A 21,976-nucleotide genomic window follows, 5' to 3' on the forward strand; every position below is an offset into this window, starting at 1 on the left:
ACGGCGCGAGCGTTCTTCTTCCTGGGTGTTGTCAGCCCGTGTTCATATTGAAATTCCTCTTGGTCGCCCAAGCTGCCACGATACCGACCCGCCCTGGACGACGCCCGACACCTCACGTCCAAGCTGACGGTCGATAACGGGCCGCCACGGAACAAGCGTGAACTCGTGGGACTTTTCGACGATGGCAAACTTGCCGCTCGATAGCTGCACGGTTCCCGTGAAGGTCCCCGCAACAGTCTCGCCATCGGCGGCGGCCCGGAAAGGCTTTGCTCTTTCCTGCGCCAGCGCCGCGCCGATGCGGGCCGCCTCGCGCTCCTGAAGCGTGGCGATCAAATTGCGCCGATAAGCGATGCGACCGTCCGTCTGATGGATGGCATCGCCTCGGTCGATCAGAGTCTCACGTCGGCGCTCCATCGCCTCGCGCACGTCATTGCCGAAACCAGCCGGCGACAGATCAGACGCGCTTGCGCCAACCAGCCGCCGGTCGAGCCAGGTCGCGCCATCCGATCCGATCTGGCGCTCGAGGTCGAAGGTCGATAGGACGCGGATGTTGGCACGGGCATTCCGGCCCGCGTCATGGGCAGCGGCGCGAGCCTCAAGATCCTCCGGGACGCGCCAATGATCGGCGTCGATCCGCTCCACGATCCCGGCCCGCCGCAACGCCTCCAGGCGACGGACATGGGCATCGACGAAACCCTCATAGTCCCCACCCGGCACACGGCCGTCGAACCGGGCCTTCTCCAGATGCCGGCTCGGCCGATAGATGCCGTCCTCGGCCATGCCGGCAATAGCGCGATCGGACGGACGGCCTGCACTGTTGGGCGGCCCGATCTCGATGACGCTCCCGATGCGGGCATCCTCAACTTTGGCCGAGTCGATGCCGGAAACATGATGCGTGCGCCCGTCGATCCCATCGACAACCAGCGTCAGGTTGTCGCCCAACTCGTCGGAAAGATGTTTGTCGATGACGCGGCCGGCGATCGGCACCGCTGGCGCGCCGTCGTGAATCTCGAAGCTCATCGGATCGCGTTCTGCGCCCTCGGCCCGGAGCGCCTTCTGCATGGTGCGAACGATGTCGCCACGCTCGCCCATCTCGCGCAGGGTCGGCTCCAGCCGTTCGCTCAACTCCCATACACCCGGCGCGTGTTCCGTCGCGAGACCCATGTCGCGGAGCTTGCCGAGACGGCGCAGCCGCATGGTCCGGTCGGACTGGCCGCGCAGATCGTCTGGTTCATGGCGCAGGTCGATCAAACGGCCATCGGCCTCCGCAATCATCGCCCGGTCGATACGGGTGAGCCGGTCCTGGCCGATCTCCGCCATAAGCTTGCGGCGCTGTTCGATCTCGGTGACGGGGCCAAGCTCCAGCGTTGCCAGTTCGCTCGCCCGCTCGCGGATGCCGCCCGCGAGATAGTCGCCGTTGATGACGAGATCCTCGCCCAGGGCGTCGCGGCCATTGACGATGACATGGACGTGCGGATGGCCGGTGTTGTGGTGATTGACGGCGACCCAATCGAGCTTGGTGCTGAGGTCGATCTCGACCTGCAACATCAGCTCGCGGGTGTAGCCGGTAAGGTTGGCGAGATCGGCGGAGTCCTCGGGCGAGACGATGAAGCGGAACTGGTGGCGATCGTCCTTGCCCCGATCGAGGAAGGCATCGCCATCGGCGCGGTCATCCGCCGCCGAATAGAGCTGCCCACGTTCGCCGTCGCGGGACGTGCCGTCGCGCTGGATATAGCGAAGATGCGCGGCAGCCTTGCCGCTGCGGCCGGCGGCGCGAACAGACCGTGATTTGACGATAACGCGGCGGCTACCGGGCTGGCGATGGCTCCAGCCGTTCGACAGATTGCGAGCGCGGACGAAGGCCGCGCCGCGCCCGCGCTGCACGCCCCGCCCAGAGGAGATAGTGTTCTTGTCTTTCGCGGCACGATTGGCGCCGCCGCCCTTCGCCGACCGGCTTCGACCTGAAGCGGCCTGCTGCTGGCGGGTGATCTTGCGAACCTTGCTGAGGAAGCTCTTGGCCTGACGACCGGCCTTCGGCGCGTCAGAGCGCACCCGGCCGGGCCTTGGCCGGAAGCGGTTGTCGTCGTCAGTGCTCATGGCTGAGCCGCCCGAAACCGCCGATTTCGGGGAAGAGTGCCGCGAGAAACGCCGGAAATACTGGCTTTGCCGCGCCTCGCGGCACCATGAAGGCCCGGCGACGGTGCCGCCCCAAACAGTGTGCAGACAAGGGCTTGGCCCCCGGATCGGACCCATGGGGTGCCGTCCGCTTTAATCTTGCCCTCCCGCCTGCCTTCCTGTTCTGCCCCTCCTGCCCAGGGATGAGACTGTCGCCAGCAGCCCCATCCTCTGCACACTGAGACCTGCCGCACGATGCCCCTGACCCCGTTGCTCATGGCTGCGGCCCGGTGTTCGCCCGCGCGACGAAGGGACCACCGGACTGCGACACGATGGCGGAAACATCGCGCACGGTGACGGTCGCGGGCATGTCGTTCGAGGTGCGCTCGACCTGCACGGGATCGGCAGCGGGATGGCGATCCGGCTGCGCGATGAACAGGGGCGCGCGCGTCCACGCCTGCGGATCGCCCGCCGCGACCGCGACAGGCGTAACGATCGCACCGCCGTCGATGATCGGCGCGATAGCGGCGACATAGGCGCGGGTCTCAGCGGGCAATGGCCGACCGGAAAGCGACGCCTCATAGCGGCCGGGACCGGCATTGTAGGCGGCGAGCATGGCGGTAACACTGCCGTAGCGATCATGCAGCTCGCGCAGATAGGCCGTGCCAGCAATAATGTTGTCGCGCGGATCGTAAACGTCGCCGCCGAGCCGATGCCTGACGCGCAGTTCCGCCCATGTGGCGGGCATGATCTGCATCAGCCCCATCGCGCCGGCCGAAGAGATGGCGCGTGGATCGCCCGCGCTTTCGGCGCGCAGCACCGCCCTGATCCATGCCACCGGGACGCCGAAGCGCTGCGAGGCTTCTGCGATATGGGCGGCATAGGGATCGGAGGGTGCCGCTCGCTCCGCCAATTGGGGCTGAGCCACGGCGGCAACGGGTATGGCGCAAGCGAGCAATCCCGTCAGCAGCAGGAGCGCGCATCGGACAGGCGCACCTTCTCCGCTACGACGCCAGCCTGCCAGCGTGCTCGCTGCGGTCAAGGGTCCGCGCAAAGCGCCGGCCAATGGCCGCCCTTGACCTGCGCTGCGCGCGCCGACCGACCTGCGTTCGAGCGGGACGGAGGGATGAGACGGCTTTCCCGCGAACAAAGGGATGACCGATCTGAAGAGGGTCGCGCAGGCGCGCGGGCTGACGGCTCGCATGATGTCAGTCCCTCCCATCGCGCTTTTGCGGGCGGCTCCAGTGCAGCGACCATGCGCTACCGGCGTCGTCGTCGCGGAACAGGTTGGCGCGGATCGGCTGTGGCAGAGCCGGGTCGTCGATCAACAACGCGATGTATTCGCCCGCCCGCTCGCCGGTGCGTTTCCAGCCCGCTCCGATCTCGGGGCCTTCGTCATTGCCGTGATGGATGCGGTAGTCGGGCGCGTTCTCGGCGTCTGACGGCTCCGCCGGAACGACGGTGATTTCGCGATAAATGGTGAAGGTATGGATGCGGCCGGTGAAACCGGATTGCTCGCGCGTGAATGTGCCGATCTGCGGCATGGAAACCTCCTTGCGATTGGGTTGGGGAGAGAAAGGGAGCGGCGGTCAGCGTGTCGCAGCGCGCCAGACGAAGCGGCCGTCGCCGCCTTCATCGGTGTAGAGCGGCGTCGCTTTGCCGATGACGGTACGCGCCGGGATCGGCCCGAAATAGCGACCGTCCAGGCTGTCGCGCACATCGGGATTCATGAGGAAGATGTCGCCGTCCGCAATGCGACGGCAGCCCTGCCAGACGGGCAGCTCGCGGCCGTTCCGGTCGTGGTCGAGCGCCTCGCCGAGCGGCACGGCATCGACGGTCACGGCGTTGCCGGTGCGGCAAACCCGCTGACCGGGCAGCCCCATGACGCGCTTCATCAGCGGCACGTTGCGACCGATATAGCCGCGCTCCACCATGAAATCGGCGAGCGGCTTGTCCGGCATGACGGCGACCAGATCGCCGACAGCCAGGCCGCGTGGCGGATCGAGGTCGTAGAGACCGATCGGCACGCTGGCTGAGGCGTTCCAGACGAGGCGCAACGGCGTCGGAATGAACGCGGCGATGGCGACGCCCATCGTCGCGAAATACGTCACCATGACGTAGCCGAAGCGGGTCATTGCTCGATCTCCCGCCGCTTGAGCCACGCCTGATGGCGATCCTCCGTGTAGGGGCGCGGCGCATGGCCGGCACCGATCCGGTTGCCGACATGCCGCCAATGGTCCGGCGCGACCTCGCAAGCGTCGATGCCGGCAGCCTCCACCGCGTCGATATGGCGGATCACCTGTTCGACCTTCGGCCAGCCTTCGATCTTGAGCAGGATTTCACCGCCGGGGCGCACGAAAGGCAGCGTCTGATAGGCTTCGCCCGGTTCGACGGCGCGCACGATGTCGATGCGCGAGATGACGGTGCCGAAGTCGTTGGCCGCCCAGCGGACGAAGGCGAAGATGCTGCCGGCGCGATAGGAGAAAACACGGCGGCGGCGGTCCAGCACCTGTTCGCGGACCTCTTGGCCGAACCTGATCCAGTTCTCGATCCGCTTCTCGATATGCGTCAGCTCGACATAGGTAAGGCTGTCGGATAGCAACGCGGACGGCATAAGGCCGCCCCGCGCGCGGGGCACCGCGGCGCTGGTCATGATGGGTCTCCTTCGGTGGTTGGTGGAAATTCGCGCGCGAGCAGATCGCGCAGCATGTCGGCGACGGTGATGCCGCGCCGGAACGCGGCGATCTTGATCCGGCCGCGCAGCTCGGGCGTCACGTCGATGGTGAGCCGCGCCGTGAAACTGGCCGCATCGGCGTCACGCGCCCGAACATCAGCCGCCTTGATCCAGTGTTCGGGATCGGCAGGACGGGCGGCGAAGCCGCGACGGGTCGGACGCTCGCTCATCGTATCGCCCTCCCGATGCCGAGGGCGTCGATCGACGCTGCCAGCGCCGCGATCTCGCGCGCGGCTGGCGTCTCATTGTCCAACTCGGACACCAGCCGTCCTGACTGCGCAGCAACTGCGAAGGCGACACGCTGGCCGATTGTCGCGGTCAGCACCGGCGGATCGTAATCGGCCAGTGTCTCGGCCGTCTCACGGGCGAGCACGGTGCGCGCACCGCATCGGTTGAGCACGAAGCGGGCGACCAGTTCGGGCCGGTAGATGCGCGCCTCGGTGATGAGCGCCAGCATTTCCGCCGAGGCCCAGCCGTCGAACGGCGATGGCTGCACGGGGATCAGCACCAGGTCGGCCCCAAGCAGCGCCGAGCGCATCAGGGCCGCGACACGCGGCGGCCCGTCGATCACAATATGATCGGCGTCGCGGGCCAGCTCCGGCGCTTCCCGATGCAACGTGTCGCGGGCCAGGCCGACGACGCCGAACGTGCGGGCCAGACCCTCGCGGGCACGCTGCTGCGACCAGTCCAGTGACGATCCCTGCGGGTCCGCGTCGATCAGCGTGACGCGCTTGCCCTGCCGCGCCCATTCTCCGGCTAGGTTCAGCGCCAGAGTCGTCTTGCCGACGCCGCCCTTCTGATTGAGGAGCGCGACGATCATGGCGCACCCCTCCGGGTGGCACCGGCACCATGCCTCGCGTGCGTGCGCGTCAAAGAAGAAGAGTTAGATTCTTTGTTAGACTCTAAGTTAGCAGTCGGATTCAGCGTTTCAGGCCAGAGACTTAACTGCGGTTCGTGCGCCCGAAATCCCGATAGGCCTGCGCCCGAAGTCCCGATACCGTTTGCGCCCGAAGTCACGAGCACTTCCACACGGTTATCCACAGGCACTGTGGACAGACCGGAGGGGCGGATTTGCATCATCTCCCGCCGCCCTTCGCGCCAGATGTCGAGGCGATAGCCAGGCAGCGGCTGGCGGGCGGCAATGCGGCGCAGGTCGAGCGCGAAATCGGAGATGCGCGCGAGGCTGCCCGACTTCTCGTGAAGGTGGGCAATCTCGAACAACCAGCCATGTTGCTGGTGGCCGGCGTGCTTGCGGGCGACACGGTAGAGCCAGCGTTCGATGCCGCCGGTCAGCCGGAAATAGAGCGGGTCGATGGTCAGGACCAGTGAACGGTCGATGACGCCGCGATAGAACCAGTCGGGCAGGACGAACTCCATGCCCTCGACGCGGCCGTCACGGGTGGTCAGTTCCTCCCATTCGTTGATCCAGGAAAACTGATGCCGCCGCCAATGCTCGCCGTGGCGGATGGTGGTGCGGATCACGGTCGATTGCAGGCGGGCGAGCGCGCCCTTCAGCAGGCGATATTCGCGCGCGCCGGTGGCCCGGCCGACCGCCTGCAAGAGCTGATAGGGCGTGAAGCGTAGGAAGCGCGATGTACGCAGGCCGTGGTTCTCGGCCTCAACGATCTGGCTGGCGGCCCAGATGAGCACGTCGGCGTCCCAGATCGTCGCCATGCCGTGTTCGGGCATCCCGAAGACTTCGACGCGCTGCCCGCCGGATTCATAGAGGATCGGGGCGATGCGCTTGGCCTTGGCGAGCGAGAAGAACGGCCTTTCCATGAGGTCGCGCTGATCGCGGGGGCTGGCATCGCCGGTAGCGACCACGAAGGGATCGAGCCGTTCGCGTTCGCTGCGCTCTCCCAGGCGCCGTTGGGCGTGATGGTCGGCGCCCGGCATTCAGCGGGACGCCTTTTCGGCAGGCGTCAGCGGGCGGGCCGGGAAAACGCGCGTGGCTGTCTTCTCCGACGCGGATTTGCGGATGCCGTCCTCGGTCCACGCCTGAAGGTCATCAACGGAATAGACGATCCGTCCGCCGATCTTGCGGTAGGTCGGGCCGGTGCCATAGGTGCGGTGCTTTTCCAGCGTGCGGATGGAAATGCCGAGGAAGCGGGCCGCATCGGGCGCGCGCAGGTATCGGGGCGGCAGCCCCGTCTTCGGGTCTATCATGATCGGATCTCCGGTCGGGTTCGAGCGGGCTACCGAGGGCGGCAGCGGGCTATGGCGAACCGTGGCGGAGAACCGGCGGCTTGCAGCGTGCCGGAATCAGGGGGGCGTGATTCCGGCACCCCGGTCGATCCGATCCGGGCGGAGCGAGGATCAGCGTTGCGGAGGCAGGCGAACCGGATAGTGCAGCAGGTCGCGATAGCCGCCGCGCATGTAATGGAGACCATCCGCGACCAGACGCCGAATCTGGTTTTTGCGCGGGTCGGTTTCCCAATCGGCCTTGCGTCCGTGGAAGCCGAGAAGCGCTTCGGCGGTCTGGCGATAGCTTGCGCCGTCGAGCTTTGCGTCCAGCGCTCGCAATGTGAGGATATGGCGGTCGCGCGTCTGTGGCGGAAGGTCGTGGCGCCAGTCGCCGGACGGTCGGTGCCGGAGCGCACGCCAAAAGCGCAACAGCGCTGCAATACGTAGCTCCAGCAGCATGTCGAGCGGAAGCACCACGCAGAACGCGCCATGACCATGCTGCAACGGGTCTGCGAGCCAGAACTGATGTGTCAGATCGCCCGAACGCCAAAGACCATGCGATGCACCGTCCACGGCGCTGCGGAGATCGAGACCGGGCAACTCTGTCAAATCGACCGGCATGGCGGCAGGATCGGCCTCACCGACGACCGAAGAGCGAAGCTCGAAAGCGTCAGGCAGCAGTGACGGCAGCCAGAACGGCCGTGCGCGATCGGCGGGTTGATCCGGGTCGGTCGCGAAATCGCAACCCCCAGCGCTCGGAAAACGCGATCCGAGCATTTGGGTTCTCTGACCTGATCGCCTTTATCCGGCGAAAATCACGACGATAATCTTCGTCGCGTCGAAGATATTCCCAGGCAAAACCGGCAGCAGAAATATGATCTGCATGTGCATAGGCTGCCGGTGCGCGCCAGTCAGAGCTCGGCATGGCGTCACCTCATATCTACGCTAATCTCAAGCGCAAGAGAGGTGAAGACTGAACAACTCTGTATAGATTTTGCAGATACTGTTTCAAGATACCATGATCTTGAAAACACATCAAAAATGGTAAATGTTTTACTACCATAACGGATATGACTTGGCGAGCCGGGCCAGCCCGGCGAGCCGCATTTTGCGCAGCAAGCCCGCCGATCCGCCAAAGCGGATCGGCACAAAATCGGAAAACCGATGTTGCGGAATAGCAGGAAGACGTAGAGCCGGATTGGCGGCTCTACGTCTTTGCGATCAGGCGGTTTTGAGGCGCTGCATTCCCTCGGCCAGCGTCCACAGGGCGCGATTGAGGCCGACATTCTGGTCGATGCCGTTGATGGCGCGGGTTCGGCTGCGACGGATACGCCCGTCCGAAGTCTGGCGGCGTCCATCGACTCCGCCCCGGATGAGGTTTTCCTGAATCACGTTGAAGGTCTGCCACAGGCTCTGCCCGACATCCTCGCGGCGGCGCGGGGCAATGATCTGGTCCGGGCGAACCGGGCTTTCGTCCTCGCCATAGCGGGCGACAAGGCTCGCCTCGGCCAACACGCGCTGCTCGTCGGACGAAAGCCGCGTGTCCTTCATGCCTTCTGTGGCGTCGATTAGGCGCGGGAAATCCTCCGCCACGGTATAGACGCCCTCGATGATCTGATCCTGTATCCCACCCTTGTGGGGGACGCGGACTTCCTCGAACCGCTCGCCCGCAATCATGCTGTTGGTGCAGACGAAACGCAGCACGCCCGCAAACATCTGATAGGCGCTCGTCCCGTCATGCGAATTGACGATGATGACTTCTGCCGCCTCCTGCTTGCCGATACCGCCATCCCGGCGCAGGCGCAGCATGTGCTTGGCATGGCCCATCCGCTCGCCATCGCGCGGGACCGCCTGAACGGCGAAGAACGGGAACCATCCTTCCCGGCGCAGCCCCTCTACGATCTCGATAGTGGGGACGTAAACATAACGCTCCGAGCGACTGTCATGGGCTTCGCGGGCGAAGATGGACGGGACGTGACGGTAAAGGGTTTCGTTGTCGAGGGCTTCACGCCCGCTGATCTGGTGAGAGTTGCGGCCGAACCGGGTAGCGAGACGATAGGTCATTGTTTTGATCCTCATGGGCTTGGGTTGGAGCGCAGCGCTGCGCTGCAACCCTGGCCGTCGCCGAGACCGGGGGGTGCAAGGAGCAAGGGCGGGCGGGACGGAGGGGGATCGCCCGGCCTGCACGGAACGGAGGAACGACGTGGAGGAAGGCTGGGGAGACCGTCCCGGCCGAGCGTCAGCGATCCCTTGCGCCGCGCCAGGGGGAGACCCCCAAGCAACCCGCCCGGCATGAGCGCCAGCGGGCGCCGGGCAAGAAACCGGATGAGGATGTGCAAAGCCGCCGAATCTGAAAGCCGCATATCCTGATTGCCGTATTCTCTTGAAGGCGCGGACAAGCATGACGAAGCCCCGCTACTCAGGCGGGGCTTCGGAGGTGTCCGGGCTCAGTCTGCGCTGCGGCGGGACCAGATGAGGTTGTGGGCCTCGCCGCCTTCGTCCTCGACCAGGCTGGCGTAGATCGGGGCCGGGAAGCTCGGATCATCCAGCTTGACCGAGAGATATTCGCGGCCGGTTTCGCGGGCGGTCTTCTTCCAGGCCGCGCCGAACTCGGTGGCGCCGGCGAAGATCCGATAGTCGGGGCCGCGCTCGCTTTCGCCTTCGGCCGGGACGAACTTGGCCTTGACGTTGAGGGCCAGGGTTTTGACCGTGCCGGTGATGTCGCCGTTCGCAGTCTTGGTGAAGGTGCCGATGGTTGCCATTGTCGTGTCTCCGTTCCTCGGGCCGCGCCTATCGCGACCTCGATGGCGGTCGTGAGACCGGAGGCGATCAGCCCGCACCTGAAGGGCTGAAACGAAGTGGAAGACGGCCGACGACGGCTTTTTTGCTTCGCGATGCAAAGCGCGCTCGCGCGCGGCGGAAAAAAGCCGGTGACGGACGTTGCGGGAGGATGATCGAGGCGAAGCCGGTCTTCGGTCAGACCCATGCCTTTCGAGGACGCCGTAGGTGCGCCCCTGCAGGACGGCAGAGAAACGATGATGCGATCTCGGCCTCTGTCACGTGATGAACCTGCGGGTGGCATCCCCGGTATGGCCTACGCTGTTCGTGAACAAAGCTTGCCCGTGTCCTACCGGCACTGGCGACGGTTGTTGCGGCCACGCCTCAAGGATTGCGGATGCCACCGAGTTTGGAACTGCTGGACTGGGCGCTCCCGTCCGGCTTCTCTATCGCACGGCAATGCGGGATGGACCGTCGCTCCAAGCGTGATCCGCTATTGCGGGCGACTGGAAAGGGCGAGGTTCGCAAATCCTAAGTCCGCCGCCCCGGAGACCGCGGCAAGACACCGTTCCCCGTTGTTGCGGGGCTTCACGCGATCCGCCGCCGTTCCTTGCGTTAGTGATCGAAGCCGAATGGCGGAAACGCGCTCCTCGGCGTGGTTCCGGCGCAGCCGAGAGCGCGGCCCGAAGGGCAACGCCCAAACTGATGCACCAATGCAGAGCAATCACACCTGCTGACTGAGATACAGTTCCCGGATGATGTCTGTGACGATCTCGAATGTTGTCAGAAACAAGGGCGGGTTCAGTATAGTATCACTTCCATGCGCAAACATATTTCGCATTTTGCTGAGATATTCGATCTCCGCTGAAATTAGATTTTGCTCTTTAGCCGATTTCAGCAACTCGTCGAGCATGGCCGGGCGAGGTCGTCCCTTGCTGTTCACTCGGCCAGCAAATTGATGGCCGATCCGTTCGCGTAGAGCCAATTCAAGGCAGGGAAACGTCTGGCTCGCCGCCAAGGTCAAAAGATCATACGAGAAATAGGCATAGATATAGGCGTGCCGAATGGCGTCATGAGATCGTCGGACGGAATCAGGAAGCGAAGTGGGAAGCTCGAACGCGCGCATATCCCTATGAAGGTCTTGAAGCGTGCAACCGATAAATCCGGCGTCCCCTGAAAAATAAGGGTCTGGCTTGTTAAGGTCGGACACACTCTTCAGCACAGCATGATTCTTTCATTCGAAGTAAGCTCAAGCAATGGTAGCGCAAATCGTAGAGAACTTCAGTCATCTACGATGAATTGGTGCTGCTGTGGCTACCAACCGCATCAGCGCCGACAGCCCGGTCACGCCCGCGCCGATCAGGCAGAAAATCATGCGCCAGACTTCGGATGGCACGGCTTCGCGCGCGAGACCATGAATCAGCGCATAGCCCGCAACGGCGGCAGGCGCGGCGAAAACAAGCGCCACGGCGAGACGAAGGATCGGCGGGCGCACCGCCATGAACAGGACGATCAGCAGACCATAGGCGACAGCGCCTGCTATCAGTCCGACCAAGCCCGCGCCGATCAGGCCGGAGCCGGAAGCATAGGCCCAACGCGCTGCCTCCACGCCGAGCATGAAGGGCAGCGCATAGACGGCGAGCGTATAGGCCAGGACGCATAGACCGGCGAGCAGGACCACGGTCATCAGCATGAGTACGATCATCGCACGGTCCTCCTGAACCGATGACGGCCACGGTCATCGGCGGGTCGCGCGGGGTCGATCCCCGCGCGACCGCGATTTTTCTGAGGGTGGAAAACAGGAAGGCCGGGACCGCTTGCACGATCCCGGCCCGGTCCTCACTCGGCGGCTTGCAGGTAGGCGTCGGCTTCCGGCTCGGCGGCAGGCCGCGCGGTGCGCAGCACGGTCGGCAGCCAGCCGGTTCCGGCCAGAAGCTGCTCTGCGGCCTGCGCCATCTCCGGCTTCTTCAAGCCCGCGATCCGCTCGGCGGCTTCATCGCTGACGGCTTCCCGCACGGCAGCGAGGATATGCGCCTTGGTGACGCGACCAAGATAGGTCTGCCCGGTCGGGGTCCAATGCGCCGTCATGTCCAGCACCGTCGCCGTCGCCAGCTTCTCCGCCGTCGCGCGCGCGTTTGGCTTCTGCTCCCATTGCATCCTGACCGTATTGACGGTCAGCGATGCGCAATGGGCGAGCAAGGCCATGAGGCTCGCATGGTCCAGACCGGCGACGAAGGCCCACAGGTCCGCCACGTCGCGCGGCATATCCGACGCCCATCCGGCATGACGATCCGCCAGCGCCTTCGCAGCGGGCGTGTCCTCGATTCCGTCCGCATGGGAGGCGAGATAGGCACTGGTCAACCGGATTTCGAGGCAGGATGCTTCCCCACCACGATAGAAGGTCTGCGCCGCCAATGCGTGAACCACGGCGACAAGCGCCGTATCCGGCTGCTCGCCAAGGGCGAGGCGAAGGCCAAGGGTGCGATGGGCGGTCAGATCGCGGATGAGAAGGTCCGACAGCGGCTTTCCCGCATCCCCGGCATCCTCGTCCTCGGTCTCGAACGCGGAATCTGCCCGCTCGCCCTCGTTTCCCTCGTCCCCGACGATCTCCCCATCCTTGGTGACGATCACGCCATCCACTTCATAAGCGGCGCTTTCCGTTTTCTCTGGTTGCAACGCTTCGTCCTCGGCGCGGATGAAACCACGCTCGATCCGGGCCGTGCCGTCATGGTTGAGGATGACGAACACGCCGCCGCGCGCGATCTCGTCCGCATCATAGGCGTGGCGCTTGGCGTCGATCCGCTCGATTTCGGCTTCAAGCTCCGCGCGCCGCTGATCCACCTCGTCGGGAAGGTCCACGTCCGCATCCTGCCATTCTGCCGACAGGCGCTCCAATTCCTCCTGCGTGGCGTCATAGGCGGCGGCATCTTCCTCCGACAAATCCACCGGGTGAGGATAGGTGCGGCGTAAACCGTGGGCATGGGGATAGTCGATGTGAGCGGCGGTCCACTTCCATCCCTCTGCCGCCTGCACCTCGGCGGCGATGATTTCCAGCTTTCCGACGACAAGCCGGTCGAGCAACACAGCATCCTCGAAATAGCCGCCCCGGTCCTCGGTGAAGAGGTCGCGGATGATCGTGCCGCCTGCCTCCGCATAGGCGTCCGCCCCAACGAAACGCGCGCGCCGTTCGGTCGCCTCCACGTTCGCTTTGGTCAGATCACGCCGGATAGTCGCGGGTTCGCGGTTCCATGACAGGTTATCGAAAACCTGCTCCTGCCGGTCGTGATCCTCGGTGATGGCGAAGGCCATCAACTGATCCAGCGACAAGCCGCCATCCCGATAGACCTGCATCAGCTTCGGGCTGACCGCGCCAAGGCGAAGCCGCTGCTTCACGACATGGGCGGAAACCCCGAACCGGGCGGCGATCTCTTCCGCGCCCCATCCGCGATTGTCCGCCAACTCCCGGAACCGCTCGTACTGATCGGCAGGGTGCATCGCCTCGCGGGTGACGTTCTCGTCAAGGCTGATTTCCGCCGCGTCGTTCTCGGTGTCCAGAACGCAGCGGATACCTTCCGTCTTCTTGATCTGCTTGCGCTTCACACGCAGCAACTGCGCCAGCCTGCGGCCTTCACCGATGGTCACGAAATAGCTGCCGGTTGGTTCGCCCTCCGCGTTCGTTTCCGGCTCCACCACCAGATTTTGCAGCATCCCCTTGGCCGCGATGCTGGCCGACAGCGCTTCAATATGGGCTTCGCTGTGCGGGGTCTTGCGGGCGTTGCGGGGTGACTTCTTCAACTTGTTCAGCGGCACGAACAGCACCGCGCCGTTCTCGGCGGCGGGGACTTCGGAAACTGTGGCGGTCGTTTCGATGATGTTGGTCATGGTCTTGATCCTCATTGGCTTGGGTTGGAGCGCAGCACTGCGCTGCAACCCTGGCCGTCGCCGAGACCGGGGGGTGCAAGGAGCAAGGGCGGGCGGGACGGAGGGGGATCACCTGGCCTGCACGGAACGGAGGAACGACGTGGAGGAAGGCTGGGGATACCGTCCCGGCTGAGCGTCAGCGATCCCTTGCGCCGCGCCAGGGGGCAGCGCCCCCAAGCAAACTGCTCGGCGTGAGCGGTAGCGGGAGACGGGCACAAAGCTGGATCAGGATGTGCAAAGCCCCTGAACCTGAAAGCCGCGCATCCTGATCGCCGTTTTTGTTATTCTGTCGCGATATAGTTGGTCTCGCTTAGGAATTGATCATCGGCCATACTGACCGAATCGGTCCCCGAAGAGACTGGCGAGAGGACGCGCTTGGACATTCACGAGCTTAAACTGCTGTTGCAACAGCATCTGACAGACGGCCTAGTAACGGTTGTCGGCTCAGGTCTGTCATGTGCGGAAGGGCTGCCGGGTATGGGCGAATTGGCCGCCCATCTCGATGCGACAGTGACAACAGACTTGGCGGCAGCGGAGATAGATCGGTGGAACGCGATTTCACCGCTCCTACCGACCAAGGGCCTCGAAGCGGCTCTTCTGGAAGTGCCACCGACGACAGGACTGGAAATCGCGATCGTTGCGCGCACGGCCGAACTGATCGCTATGCGTGAGCGTCAAATCGTTGCCGAAGTTTTCTCGCGGACCCGGACGCTGCGTTTTACCGGGCTCGTCAAGCACTTGTTGAAACCTCACACCGGACTTCCGGTCGTTACGACCAACTATGATCGCTTGGTTGAGGTCGCCGTGGAAGAAGCCAGCCTCGGCGTCGATACGTTGTTCGTCGGCCATTTTGCAGGTGAGTTGAACGAGCAGGAAAGCCGCTTGAGCTTCTGCCGGGAAGTGACGCTGAAGGCCGGACGAGCACAGTATCGTTATCGTCCCCGCGCCAATATCTTCAAACCTCATGGCAGTCTCGATTGGTATCACCGCGACGGGAAGCCCGTCCGCTACTCTGGCGATCTCGATCTACCGCGGCTCATCATCACGCCGGGGTTGAACAAGTTCCGCAACGGCTACGAAAGCCCGTTCGACCGCCATCGGGAACGGGCAAATTCGGCGATCGACCGTGCCAGCCGCTTTCTCGTGATCGGCTATGGCTTCAACGACGATCACCTGGAAACTCACCTTACGCCCCGTATCCGCAGTGGCGTGCCCACGCTCCTTTTGACCTACGGACTCTCGGATAACGCGGTGAAGCTCGTAAACGAATGCCGCAATGTCATCGCGATTCAGCGCGCCGAACAAGCTGGCGTTTCCGGCTCTGGCGTCTTTGTCGCCGGCGTCGAGACTTTCTTTCCCGGTCTGGACCTGTGGGATCTGGGCTCATTCGTTGCCGAGGTGCTTGAACCATGACTGAAGCCGCTCTCAAATTTGCTGACGAGGATAAAATCGGTCGCGTCGCGTCGGTTGATACCAGCCGTGTTGCGATCGATGTGACGAACTCCGTTCTGCTCACGCGGATCGGCATCGGACAGCTCATCGCCATTCGCGGCGCGACGGAGCGCGAATATCTCATCGCCATGACCGAGCGCGTTACCCGCAGCATCAGGGAAGAATTGCCAGGCCCGGACGATGAGGATGCCGATGGCGGGCTCTTGGCAGCGGTGCCGACCGACCTAATCCAGGGGGTGTTGATCGGTACATTCAGAACGGTGGAGGGAGATCGGCGGAATACCTTCAAGCGCGGTGCGGATAGCTTTCCACAGATTGACCGGGACTGCTTCGTCATTGAAGGCGGAAACCTTCAGCGCTTCATGGGAATCCTGGGCGCAGGTTTCTCGGCCGATGAAAGACTCAAGCTCGGCACGTTCGTCGCGGATCGCACGGCCGACGCGATCGCCAGTGGCGACAAGTTCTTTCAGCGGCACGCAGCGATCCTCGGAAGTACCGGATCGGGCAAAAGCTGGGCGGTTGCACTGATCCTCGAACGGGCCGCCAAGCTGAAGTTTCCAAACATCATCGTGTTCGACATGCACGGCGAATACGCTCCGTTGGCGGATAAGGCGAACGGAGGATTTGCTACACGCTTCCGCGTCGCTGGTCCCGGCGATCTGGAAAATCCGGGCGACGACACGCTGTTCCTGCCATACTGGCTGCTTAACCGTGATGAAATGCTGTCGATGATCCTCGATCGCAGCGACCAGAACGCGCCCAATCAGGCGTCGCGGTTCACGCTGCATGTCCGTTCCTTAAAAGGGCAGACGCTTGATGCCGAGAAGAAGGCGGACATCAAGAAAACGTATACCGTCGATTCGCCCATTCCTTACGATGTCAAACAGTTGGTAGGGCTTCTGCACACAGACAACACGACAAAAGGCATCGGCGCTAAGGGCGCGCCTGTAAAAGGCGAGTGGGAAGACAAGCTGACGCGGTTCCTGTCGCGCCTCGAAGCGAAACTAGACGATCGTCGCTACGGCTTCATGTTCGCACCGCCGCCCGCTGCGATGAAATACGACTGGCTTGCAGCGCAGGTGCTCAAGCTGCTGCAATCTGGCGATGACACTGGCATCAAGGTTATCGACTTCTCTGAAGTGCCCGCCGACGTGCTCCCCGTAGTGACGGGGACGCTGGCGAGGTTGCTTTATGATGTTCAGTTCTGGATGAACGGGAAGACCCGGACGCCGGTTACGCTGCTGTGCGACGAGGCGCACCTCTATCTTCCGGTTCGCGATGACGCTGATGCGGTCCAGCGCCAGGCCCTCGGATCGTTCGAGCGGATCGCCAAAGAGGGCCGCAAATACGGCTTCTCGCTGTTGGTGGTGAGCCAGCGCCCCTCGGATGTCAGTCGGACGATTCTCAGCCAGTGCAATAATTTCTTAGCTTTGCGCCTGACGAACGAAACCGATCAGGGCGTCATCAAGCGCCTGATGCCGGATTCGCTGGCTGGGCTGACGAGCATCTTGCCGTTGCTTGATACGGGTGAGGCGCTGTTGTTGGGTGACGCGGTTTTGCTGCCGACGCGGATCAAGCTCGATATGCCCAAAGTGGCACCGGATAGCGCGACGCGGGATTTCTGGAAGGAATGGGGATCGGCCAAACCGGATGATGCTGCCATCGCGTCGGCTATCGAATGCTTGCGGGGGCAATCTCGAAACGGCTGATCTGTAATCATGCAGGTACAGGCACTGCTTTGGCCACAGCCATATCTGTGGCTGAAAGTGAAAACAACGCGCTGACGCGGGCTTCAATCCGTTCGCGCAGCGCAACCGCGTTGCGCTCATGGAGCGTTTTCTGGCGCGGTGTGCGTGCCGCCAGCATGGCATCGTTGGCGTCGATCAATTGGCGCACCAGCAATTCTATCTCGGTGCGCTGCGCCGGCGTCGCCGGCGGAATCGGCAGATGCTCAATGAATTGCTTGCCATGCGAATAATACCCGCCCCGGAAGGGGCTTGTATGCGTCCTGACCATCGCTTCGCTCAGGGGATGATGCAGCACCGCCAGCAGGAAGAAGTGGCTTTCTGGCGCGCCGTCCAGCGGGCGGATCATATAATAAGGGCCGTTCCCGCCGCCGGTCATCATGATGTTGCTCTCGTCGTAAGCGTAACGGGCTTCGAGCGAGAGAATGGGAAGGATGATCTTCGGGCTGTCAAATTTGGTCAGGCTTTGGGAGCGACCGAACTGGTAGAATTGCCGATCGGCGGCGGTGCCGCCGACGACATTGCGGCGTTCCAGCTCGACTTGCCGAGCCGTCAGATAGGCGAAGCACACCGGAAAACGCCGCGCCATGTCTGCCGGTTGGATCAGCCGGGCCATGGTGCGAGTGCCGTTGTGGACGATCTCATAGGGGAAGATCATCCATGCGTTCGCTTCGGCGCGCGTGTAGGGGTAGAGCCTGGCATCATGCAGGCAGGGCCGGAGAATGCCGCGCTCGATCGGCCAATCCCGGCCGTCCCACCGTAGCGTCACCGTGTCGGCCGCCGCACGGAAAATAAAGATCGGATCGGCGCTGGTCTGGACGCCGACGAAGATTTCCGCCGCGTTCCCCAGCTCGCGGCCGCAAGCCGCCCGCACGCGCGCGAACAGCGCGCGCGTGTCGTTGTCCGCGAACTGCCACGGATCATCCGTCAGCTCGGCCGCCGGCAGCACATTCCGGGGGCCGGGCGTCCCGTAGCGCCACGGCTCCAAAGCCTCGACGCGCTCCACCGTCACATCGGCCTTGCCCTGCCGGTCGAGGATCAGCAGGCAGGTGTAATTCGCCGCCTGCCGCCCGAAGACCTGCTGCACGCCGAAATGCACGATTTCCTCAAGGACGTGACCGGCCGTCACTAGGCGGCGGAGCGCCCGTCCTGCCTGAATCGTCATGAACTTGTGCGGGATGATGAAGCCAAGCCGCCCATCCGGCCGGACAAGAGACAATGACCGCTCTATAAATAGCGCATACTTGTCGAAATTGTCCTGCCGCGCCGTGGTGTAGGGCGAGGCGGCGTTCTGATAGAAAGCGGCCTCTTCCGGGGAATATGCCTGCATGTTCTGGATGCGGATATAGGGCGGATTCCCCACGATCACGTCGAACCCGCCCCGTGCCGTTTCGGCGGGGAACTCGTTGGCCCACGAGAACGGGTTGACCTTCTCCAGCAGCCGGGCCGGCAGTGCGCCCCGCGCGGCCGCCCATTCCGCTTGGCTGACGAGGCTGTTGCCCGCCCGCAGCGTTCCTTCCAGCTCCGGCAGGGCCGGCGTGCCGGTGCGCTCAACGTAATCGCGCAGGCCGGCCGCGCCTTCGTCCTCGATCAGCTTCAGGAGAAGGCTGAAGCGGGCGACCTCGACGGCATTGGCGTCAATGTCCACGCCTCGGACATGGGCCAGCAGAATGCGGCGCTTTTCCTCAAAGGTGAGCCGCCACAGTCCTGCCCCGGCTTCGTAGATCGTCCGGCCGACATGCGCCGCGCGGTCGTTCGCCTGATACCAGGCTAGATAATGGTCGGTCAGGAACTCGAACACCGACAGCAGGAAAATACCGGAGCCGCAGCAAATATCGGCAACCGTGAACCCCGCCAGATCGTCCGGGGCCTTGCCGGCGAGGCGCGGGCCAAGCGTGCGCTGCACGATGGCGTCAACGATATAGCGGGGTGTCGGCACCACGCCGCCGCTTTCCCGGACTTCCGGCTTGCTGGCGATCTCGACCGCGCCGGCGGCGTCGATCGTGATGATCTCGCCCAGGAATTGCTCGTAAATTTCACCGAGCACTTCGGTTTCGACAACGGCGAAGGTGTAGGGACTCTGCGGATAATATAGCTCGTTGATGATCCCGCTCAGCACATCATCGCTGATGCGGACGCCCAGCCGGGCGTCGTCGAGAAGGCGGAACAGGCCAGAATCATAGAAGGCATCGGCCCGCCGCAGCTCCGCCAGCAAGGCATTGAAACTGCCGTCGCCGGCGGCGAGGCCGCGCAGGGTTTCATAGCGTTCAATGTCGCGGTCTTCGCAGATGCGCAGGAAGACGATCCGCAAAAGGAAAAGCTGCACCGCATAGGTCAGCTCTTCCGGCGAGAGGCCGGGCGTGTTGCGGTGAATGTCCTGCGCCAGCCGCTCGCGCCACGAACGCACTTGGCGCAGGAAGAAATCGTCGAACTGTTCCGCCCCGTGTCGCGTTACATCGACGGAAAAACGCCGGTCGAAATCGCCCGAATAAACGGCCGCGCGCGCGAGCAGCGGCCACAGCTCGTCAAAGCGCGCCTCGAACTCATCGTAGCGCATCAGCAGAATGCGCGCGACATGCGCTTCGTCGGTCAGGTCGGGCTTGGGCTGGCAATCATAGACCGCGAGCTGGTGGAAATTGGTCAGCACCGCGATCGGCAGGCTGGCGGAATACCCATAGCGCCGCGTCTGAAACGCTGCATCCCGGTTGCGGTCGATATGGACGCTCGGCTTTTTGGCCTCGACGAACAGCTTGCGTTGGCGGGCAAGGCGCAGCTCATAGTCCGGCTTCTTGGAAAGCCGCTCTTCGCCCACCTCAACCGTGGCCTCTTCAATGACTTCCCGCAGGCCAAGCGGCTGCCCGGCTGCATTGTGCACGTCCCATCCGAACGCCGCGAGCAGCGGCGTGATGAAGTCCGTGCGGGCCTGCGTCTCGTTATAGGCGGGCCGCAGATAGTCCGCTTCGTTGCGCCTGAAGCTCTGCACCAGTTCGCCGACACGGGCGCGCGCGGCGGATTTTATGTCCGCGTCGGTCATACTACATCGCCTTGCGCCGCTTTTCTGGCTCCGCGCCGGCGCGAGTTCCGGCGATCCCGCATCTTCGTCCAGACGCTTTTCAGCAGCGTGCAGTCGGCCGCTGACAGGCCCATATGATCGCGCAGAACGATGCGCGCATTATCTTCCAGCACGGAATCCAGCCGCCCTGCGCGAACCAGTTGATCCACTTCCGTCAGCGACATCGCGCCGTTCAGCTTCGCCGGCATCATCAGCCGTTCGGCCTCAGTCGGTTCTAGCTCCAGAACGCCGCCGCCATAGCTGCGGCCCTCGATCTCGGCCGAGGCGGCCGTGAGCCAGGTGTAGGTATTGGCAATGATCCGCTCCGGCTTCGCCCCCTTACTACGGAGACGATGAATCGTGTCCGTGGACGTTGCGCCCGAGGCGTTCAACACCATGCGTGGGAAATCGTAAATCTGCCGGAAGGCAAAGCCATCCGGCACCCACACGGACGGCACCAGATACCAAGGCTCGCGGATCGAGCATTTGTAGCCGGTATGAAATTCCTTGCGCTCACCCTCTTCGATGTAGAGGCGCAGCTTGGCGCTCAACTCACCAGCCTGCATACGACTGATGTTCAGAAGGTGGACGCGATCCCCGGCCGCTGCGAGGGATTTCCAGTCGGCCTTGCCGATTTGACTTCCCTTCAGTTGCGCGGATCTGGAGACGAGGGGTGTCGTGTATCCTTCGAGGCCCAAGGCGGTGACCTGATCAGCCGACAGGACGAAAAATTCGTTCTTTCCCGTGACCACACCCACGTCGATGCTCGCATGCGCGGACATGGGCGCGGTGATCTCGGCTTCCTTCAGCGCCCGCATGAAGGTGATCTGCCGGTTGTCGAGGAAGTATTTCAGCCACTTTTCGCTGTCATGGCGAATCGTTTTGACTTCGGCCCGCTCCAGCAGGAGGGCCGGTTTGCTGGCCGTAATGTCGGAAACGGTTTCCGCCGCCGTGAGGGCCACGCGGCAGTCATTGCCTTCCGACGCCGATGCCAGAGCGCCGTCCGCCAGCAGCAGGATAACTTCCTGTTCCGCGTTCTCAAAGAACAGCTCATTGCATGCGATTACGTCGATGCGCTCGAAATGATCGGTCAGATAGCTGCGGAGCTGCGCGGCATAGGTGACTTGCAGGATTTCTGCCGGTAGCACGAGCGCCAGACGGCCGCCCGGCTTCAGGCTGGCCGTCGCCGCGACGACGAACGGCACCCAAATGTTGGTCAGACGGTTCGGCTTTAGCCCCTGGTCGCCCATGATCGCCATAGCGCGGGTACGATGCGGTTCGGGAAAAGACTGGTAGCGAATAAAGGGCGGATTGCCCACGATCACGTTGAAAGAAGGCTGATCGACCCCCTCCCACCAGCCGAAGAAGTCGCAGTTGCGAACGACGCTATCCGCCGATTTTCCAATGCTTGGGCGCAAGCGATCCATAGCCGCCCGCGCTTCAGCGGTGACGATCTCGACACCGGTGAGGTGAAGTGGAATCTTCGCAGGTGTCACCCCAAGCGATAAAAGCCGCCGTGCGGCTGCTTCCAGGAAAGCACCATCACCGCAACTCGGCTCAAGCACAGTGTCATCAGCTGACTGGATCGCCCACCCACAGAGCCACTCTGCGACCTGCGCAGACGTATAATACCCGCCTCGCAACTTGTCTTTGTCCAGGTCAGAGAAGCGGCCGCGCGGCGCAACGGTAGAGGCAGCAACCTTTGGCTTAGGAGCACGGGGTTTATTAGTGCGAGCGGAAGTCATTCTTTCCCCATATGAAGCAGAGGCATGTCTTCCTTGAGGAGGCGGTCGACCGCTTCACGGACGACCCATGCTACTGATACTCGATTCTTGCGAGCAATCTCGTTTAGCTCCCTATGCTGTTCCGCTGTCAGGCTGACTGACAGGCGATGGGCCGACTTGTCATCATGGACGTGTGGTACGTTTTGCATAGCGGCTCTAAAGTGATTTGCCCTCTGCACCACCGTGCACCACATCGGTGCACAGATCAAGC

At 63.4% G+C, this 21,976-nt stretch carries 21 protein-coding genes; 2 read left to right on the forward strand and 19 right to left on the reverse strand.

The genetic code is table 11. From position 1 onward, the window contains the following. Positions 1 to 42: 42 nt before the first annotated feature. The 16 genes from HUW53_RS17285 to HUW53_RS17360 form a co-directional block, all read right to left on the reverse strand. Positions 43 to 2,253 (reverse strand): relaxase/mobilization nuclease domain-containing protein, encoded by a 2,211-nt coding sequence (locus HUW53_RS17285; RefSeq protein ID WP_419836131.1) that lies wholly within the window; start codon positions 2,251 to 2,253, stop codon positions 43 to 45. 136 nt (positions 2,254 to 2,389) lie between these two features. Continuing rightward, on the reverse strand, positions 2,390 to 3,319 hold the full coding sequence (locus tag HUW53_RS17290; protein WP_237347006.1) for a lytic transglycosylase domain-containing protein: 930 nt from the start codon (positions 3,317 to 3,319) through the stop codon (positions 2,390 to 2,392). Between the two features lie 4 nt (positions 3,320 to 3,323). Then, positions 3,324 to 3,659, reverse strand: a complete 336-nt coding sequence (locus HUW53_RS17295; RefSeq protein WP_237347007.1) for a DUF736 domain-containing protein — start codon at positions 3,657 to 3,659, stop codon at positions 3,324 to 3,326. Between the two features lie 45 nt (positions 3,660 to 3,704). Continuing rightward, positions 3,705 to 4,250, reverse strand: a complete 546-nt coding sequence (locus HUW53_RS17300) for a S26 family signal peptidase (RefSeq protein ID WP_237347008.1) — start codon at positions 4,248 to 4,250, stop codon at positions 3,705 to 3,707. Further along, positions 4,247 to 4,768 (reverse strand): DUF2840 domain-containing protein, encoded by a 522-nt coding sequence (locus HUW53_RS17305; RefSeq protein ID WP_237347009.1) that lies wholly within the window; start codon positions 4,766 to 4,768, stop codon positions 4,247 to 4,249. Before HUW53_RS17305 ends, HUW53_RS17300 begins: the two co-directional genes overlap by 4 nt. After that, positions 4,765 to 5,019 carry a hypothetical protein gene (locus HUW53_RS17310; protein WP_237347010.1) on the reverse strand — a complete coding sequence of 85 codons (255 nt, stop codon included), beginning with the start codon at positions 5,017 to 5,019 and terminating at the stop codon, positions 4,765 to 4,767. Before HUW53_RS17310 ends, HUW53_RS17305 begins: the two co-directional genes overlap by 4 nt. Further along, positions 5,016 to 5,669, reverse strand: coding sequence for a ParA family partition ATPase (gene parA / locus HUW53_RS17315; protein ID WP_237347011.1), 654 nt, complete (start codon positions 5,667 to 5,669; stop codon positions 5,016 to 5,018). Before parA ends, HUW53_RS17310 begins: the two co-directional genes overlap by 4 nt. Continuing rightward, positions 5,666 to 6,745: a replication initiator protein A gene (locus HUW53_RS17320; RefSeq protein WP_237347012.1), complete on the reverse strand. Its 1,080-nt coding sequence runs from the start codon at positions 6,743 to 6,745 to the stop codon at positions 5,666 to 5,668. The genes parA and HUW53_RS17320 overlap by 4 nt, the downstream gene beginning before the upstream one ends. Then, a complete protein-coding gene (locus HUW53_RS17325; RefSeq protein ID WP_048646203.1) occupies positions 6,746 to 7,015 on the reverse strand; it encodes a helix-turn-helix transcriptional regulator in 270 nt (89 codons plus the stop codon). It lies immediately after the preceding gene. Positions 7,016 to 7,165: 150 nt separating this feature from the next. After that, complete coding sequence (locus HUW53_RS17330) at positions 7,166 to 7,810, reverse strand: DUF2285 domain-containing protein (RefSeq protein ID WP_307500714.1); 645 nt, start codon at positions 7,808 to 7,810, stop codon at positions 7,166 to 7,168. Further along, positions 7,704 to 7,958, reverse strand: coding sequence for a transcriptional regulator domain-containing protein (locus HUW53_RS17335; RefSeq protein ID WP_237347014.1), 255 nt, complete (start codon positions 7,956 to 7,958; stop codon positions 7,704 to 7,706). Before HUW53_RS17335 ends, HUW53_RS17330 begins: the two co-directional genes overlap by 107 nt. A gap of 296 nt (positions 7,959 to 8,254) precedes the next feature. Further along, positions 8,255 to 9,097 carry a DUF932 domain-containing protein gene (locus HUW53_RS17340; RefSeq protein ID WP_237347031.1) on the reverse strand — a complete coding sequence of 281 codons (843 nt, stop codon included), beginning with the start codon at positions 9,095 to 9,097 and terminating at the stop codon, positions 8,255 to 8,257. A gap of 383 nt (positions 9,098 to 9,480) precedes the next feature. Continuing rightward, a complete protein-coding gene (locus tag HUW53_RS17345) occupies positions 9,481 to 9,795 on the reverse strand; it encodes a DUF736 domain-containing protein (RefSeq protein WP_092715106.1) in 315 nt (104 codons plus the stop codon). Positions 9,796 to 10,535: 740 nt separating this feature from the next. Continuing rightward, on the reverse strand, positions 10,536 to 11,033 hold the full coding sequence (locus tag HUW53_RS17350) for a hypothetical protein (RefSeq protein WP_237347015.1): 498 nt from the start codon (positions 11,031 to 11,033) through the stop codon (positions 10,536 to 10,538). Between the two features lie 63 nt (positions 11,034 to 11,096). Next, positions 11,097 to 11,516, reverse strand: coding sequence for a hypothetical protein (locus HUW53_RS17355; protein WP_237347016.1), 420 nt, complete (start codon positions 11,514 to 11,516; stop codon positions 11,097 to 11,099). Positions 11,517 to 11,650: 134 nt separating this feature from the next. Further along, positions 11,651 to 13,693: a ParB/RepB/Spo0J family partition protein gene (locus HUW53_RS17360; protein ID WP_237347017.1), complete on the reverse strand. Its 2,043-nt coding sequence runs from the start codon at positions 13,691 to 13,693 to the stop codon at positions 11,651 to 11,653. 414 nt (positions 13,694 to 14,107) lie between these two features. On the opposite strand from HUW53_RS17360, the gene HUW53_RS17365 reads away from it, so the two are divergent. Continuing rightward, positions 14,108 to 15,145 carry an SIR2 family protein gene (locus HUW53_RS17365; protein ID WP_237347018.1) on the forward strand — a complete coding sequence of 346 codons (1,038 nt, stop codon included), beginning with the start codon at positions 14,108 to 14,110 and terminating at the stop codon, positions 15,143 to 15,145. Continuing rightward, on the forward strand, positions 15,142 to 16,893 hold the full coding sequence (locus HUW53_RS17370) for an ATP-binding protein (protein WP_237347019.1): 1,752 nt from the start codon (positions 15,142 to 15,144) through the stop codon (positions 16,891 to 16,893). Before HUW53_RS17365 ends, HUW53_RS17370 begins: the two co-directional genes overlap by 4 nt. A gap of 7 nt (positions 16,894 to 16,900) precedes the next feature. Here the strand turns inward: HUW53_RS17370 and HUW53_RS17375 are convergent, their stop codons facing one another. Genes HUW53_RS17375 through HUW53_RS17385 form a run of 3 tightly spaced genes read right to left on the reverse strand, consistent with a single transcriptional unit; the run spans position 16,901 to position 21,959 of the window. Continuing rightward, positions 16,901 to 19,963 carry an Eco57I restriction-modification methylase domain-containing protein gene (locus HUW53_RS17375; protein WP_237347020.1) on the reverse strand — a complete coding sequence of 1,021 codons (3,063 nt, stop codon included), beginning with the start codon at positions 19,961 to 19,963 and terminating at the stop codon, positions 16,901 to 16,903. Beyond that, positions 19,960 to 21,726, reverse strand: a complete 1,767-nt coding sequence (locus tag HUW53_RS17380; RefSeq protein ID WP_237347021.1) for an Eco57I restriction-modification methylase domain-containing protein — start codon at positions 21,724 to 21,726, stop codon at positions 19,960 to 19,962. Before HUW53_RS17380 ends, HUW53_RS17375 begins: the two co-directional genes overlap by 4 nt. Beyond that, the gene (locus tag HUW53_RS17385) at positions 21,723 to 21,959 is read right to left on the reverse strand and encodes a ribbon-helix-helix domain-containing protein (RefSeq protein WP_336885720.1); all 237 of its coding nucleotides are present in this window, start codon (positions 21,957 to 21,959) and stop codon (positions 21,723 to 21,725) included. Before HUW53_RS17385 ends, HUW53_RS17380 begins: the two co-directional genes overlap by 4 nt. Positions 21,960 to 21,976 lie beyond the last annotated feature (17 nt).

This window comes from Xanthobacter agilis (assembly GCF_021730435.1).
GTDB classification, from domain to species: domain Bacteria; phylum Pseudomonadota; class Alphaproteobacteria; order Rhizobiales; family Xanthobacteraceae; genus Xanthobacter; species Xanthobacter agilis.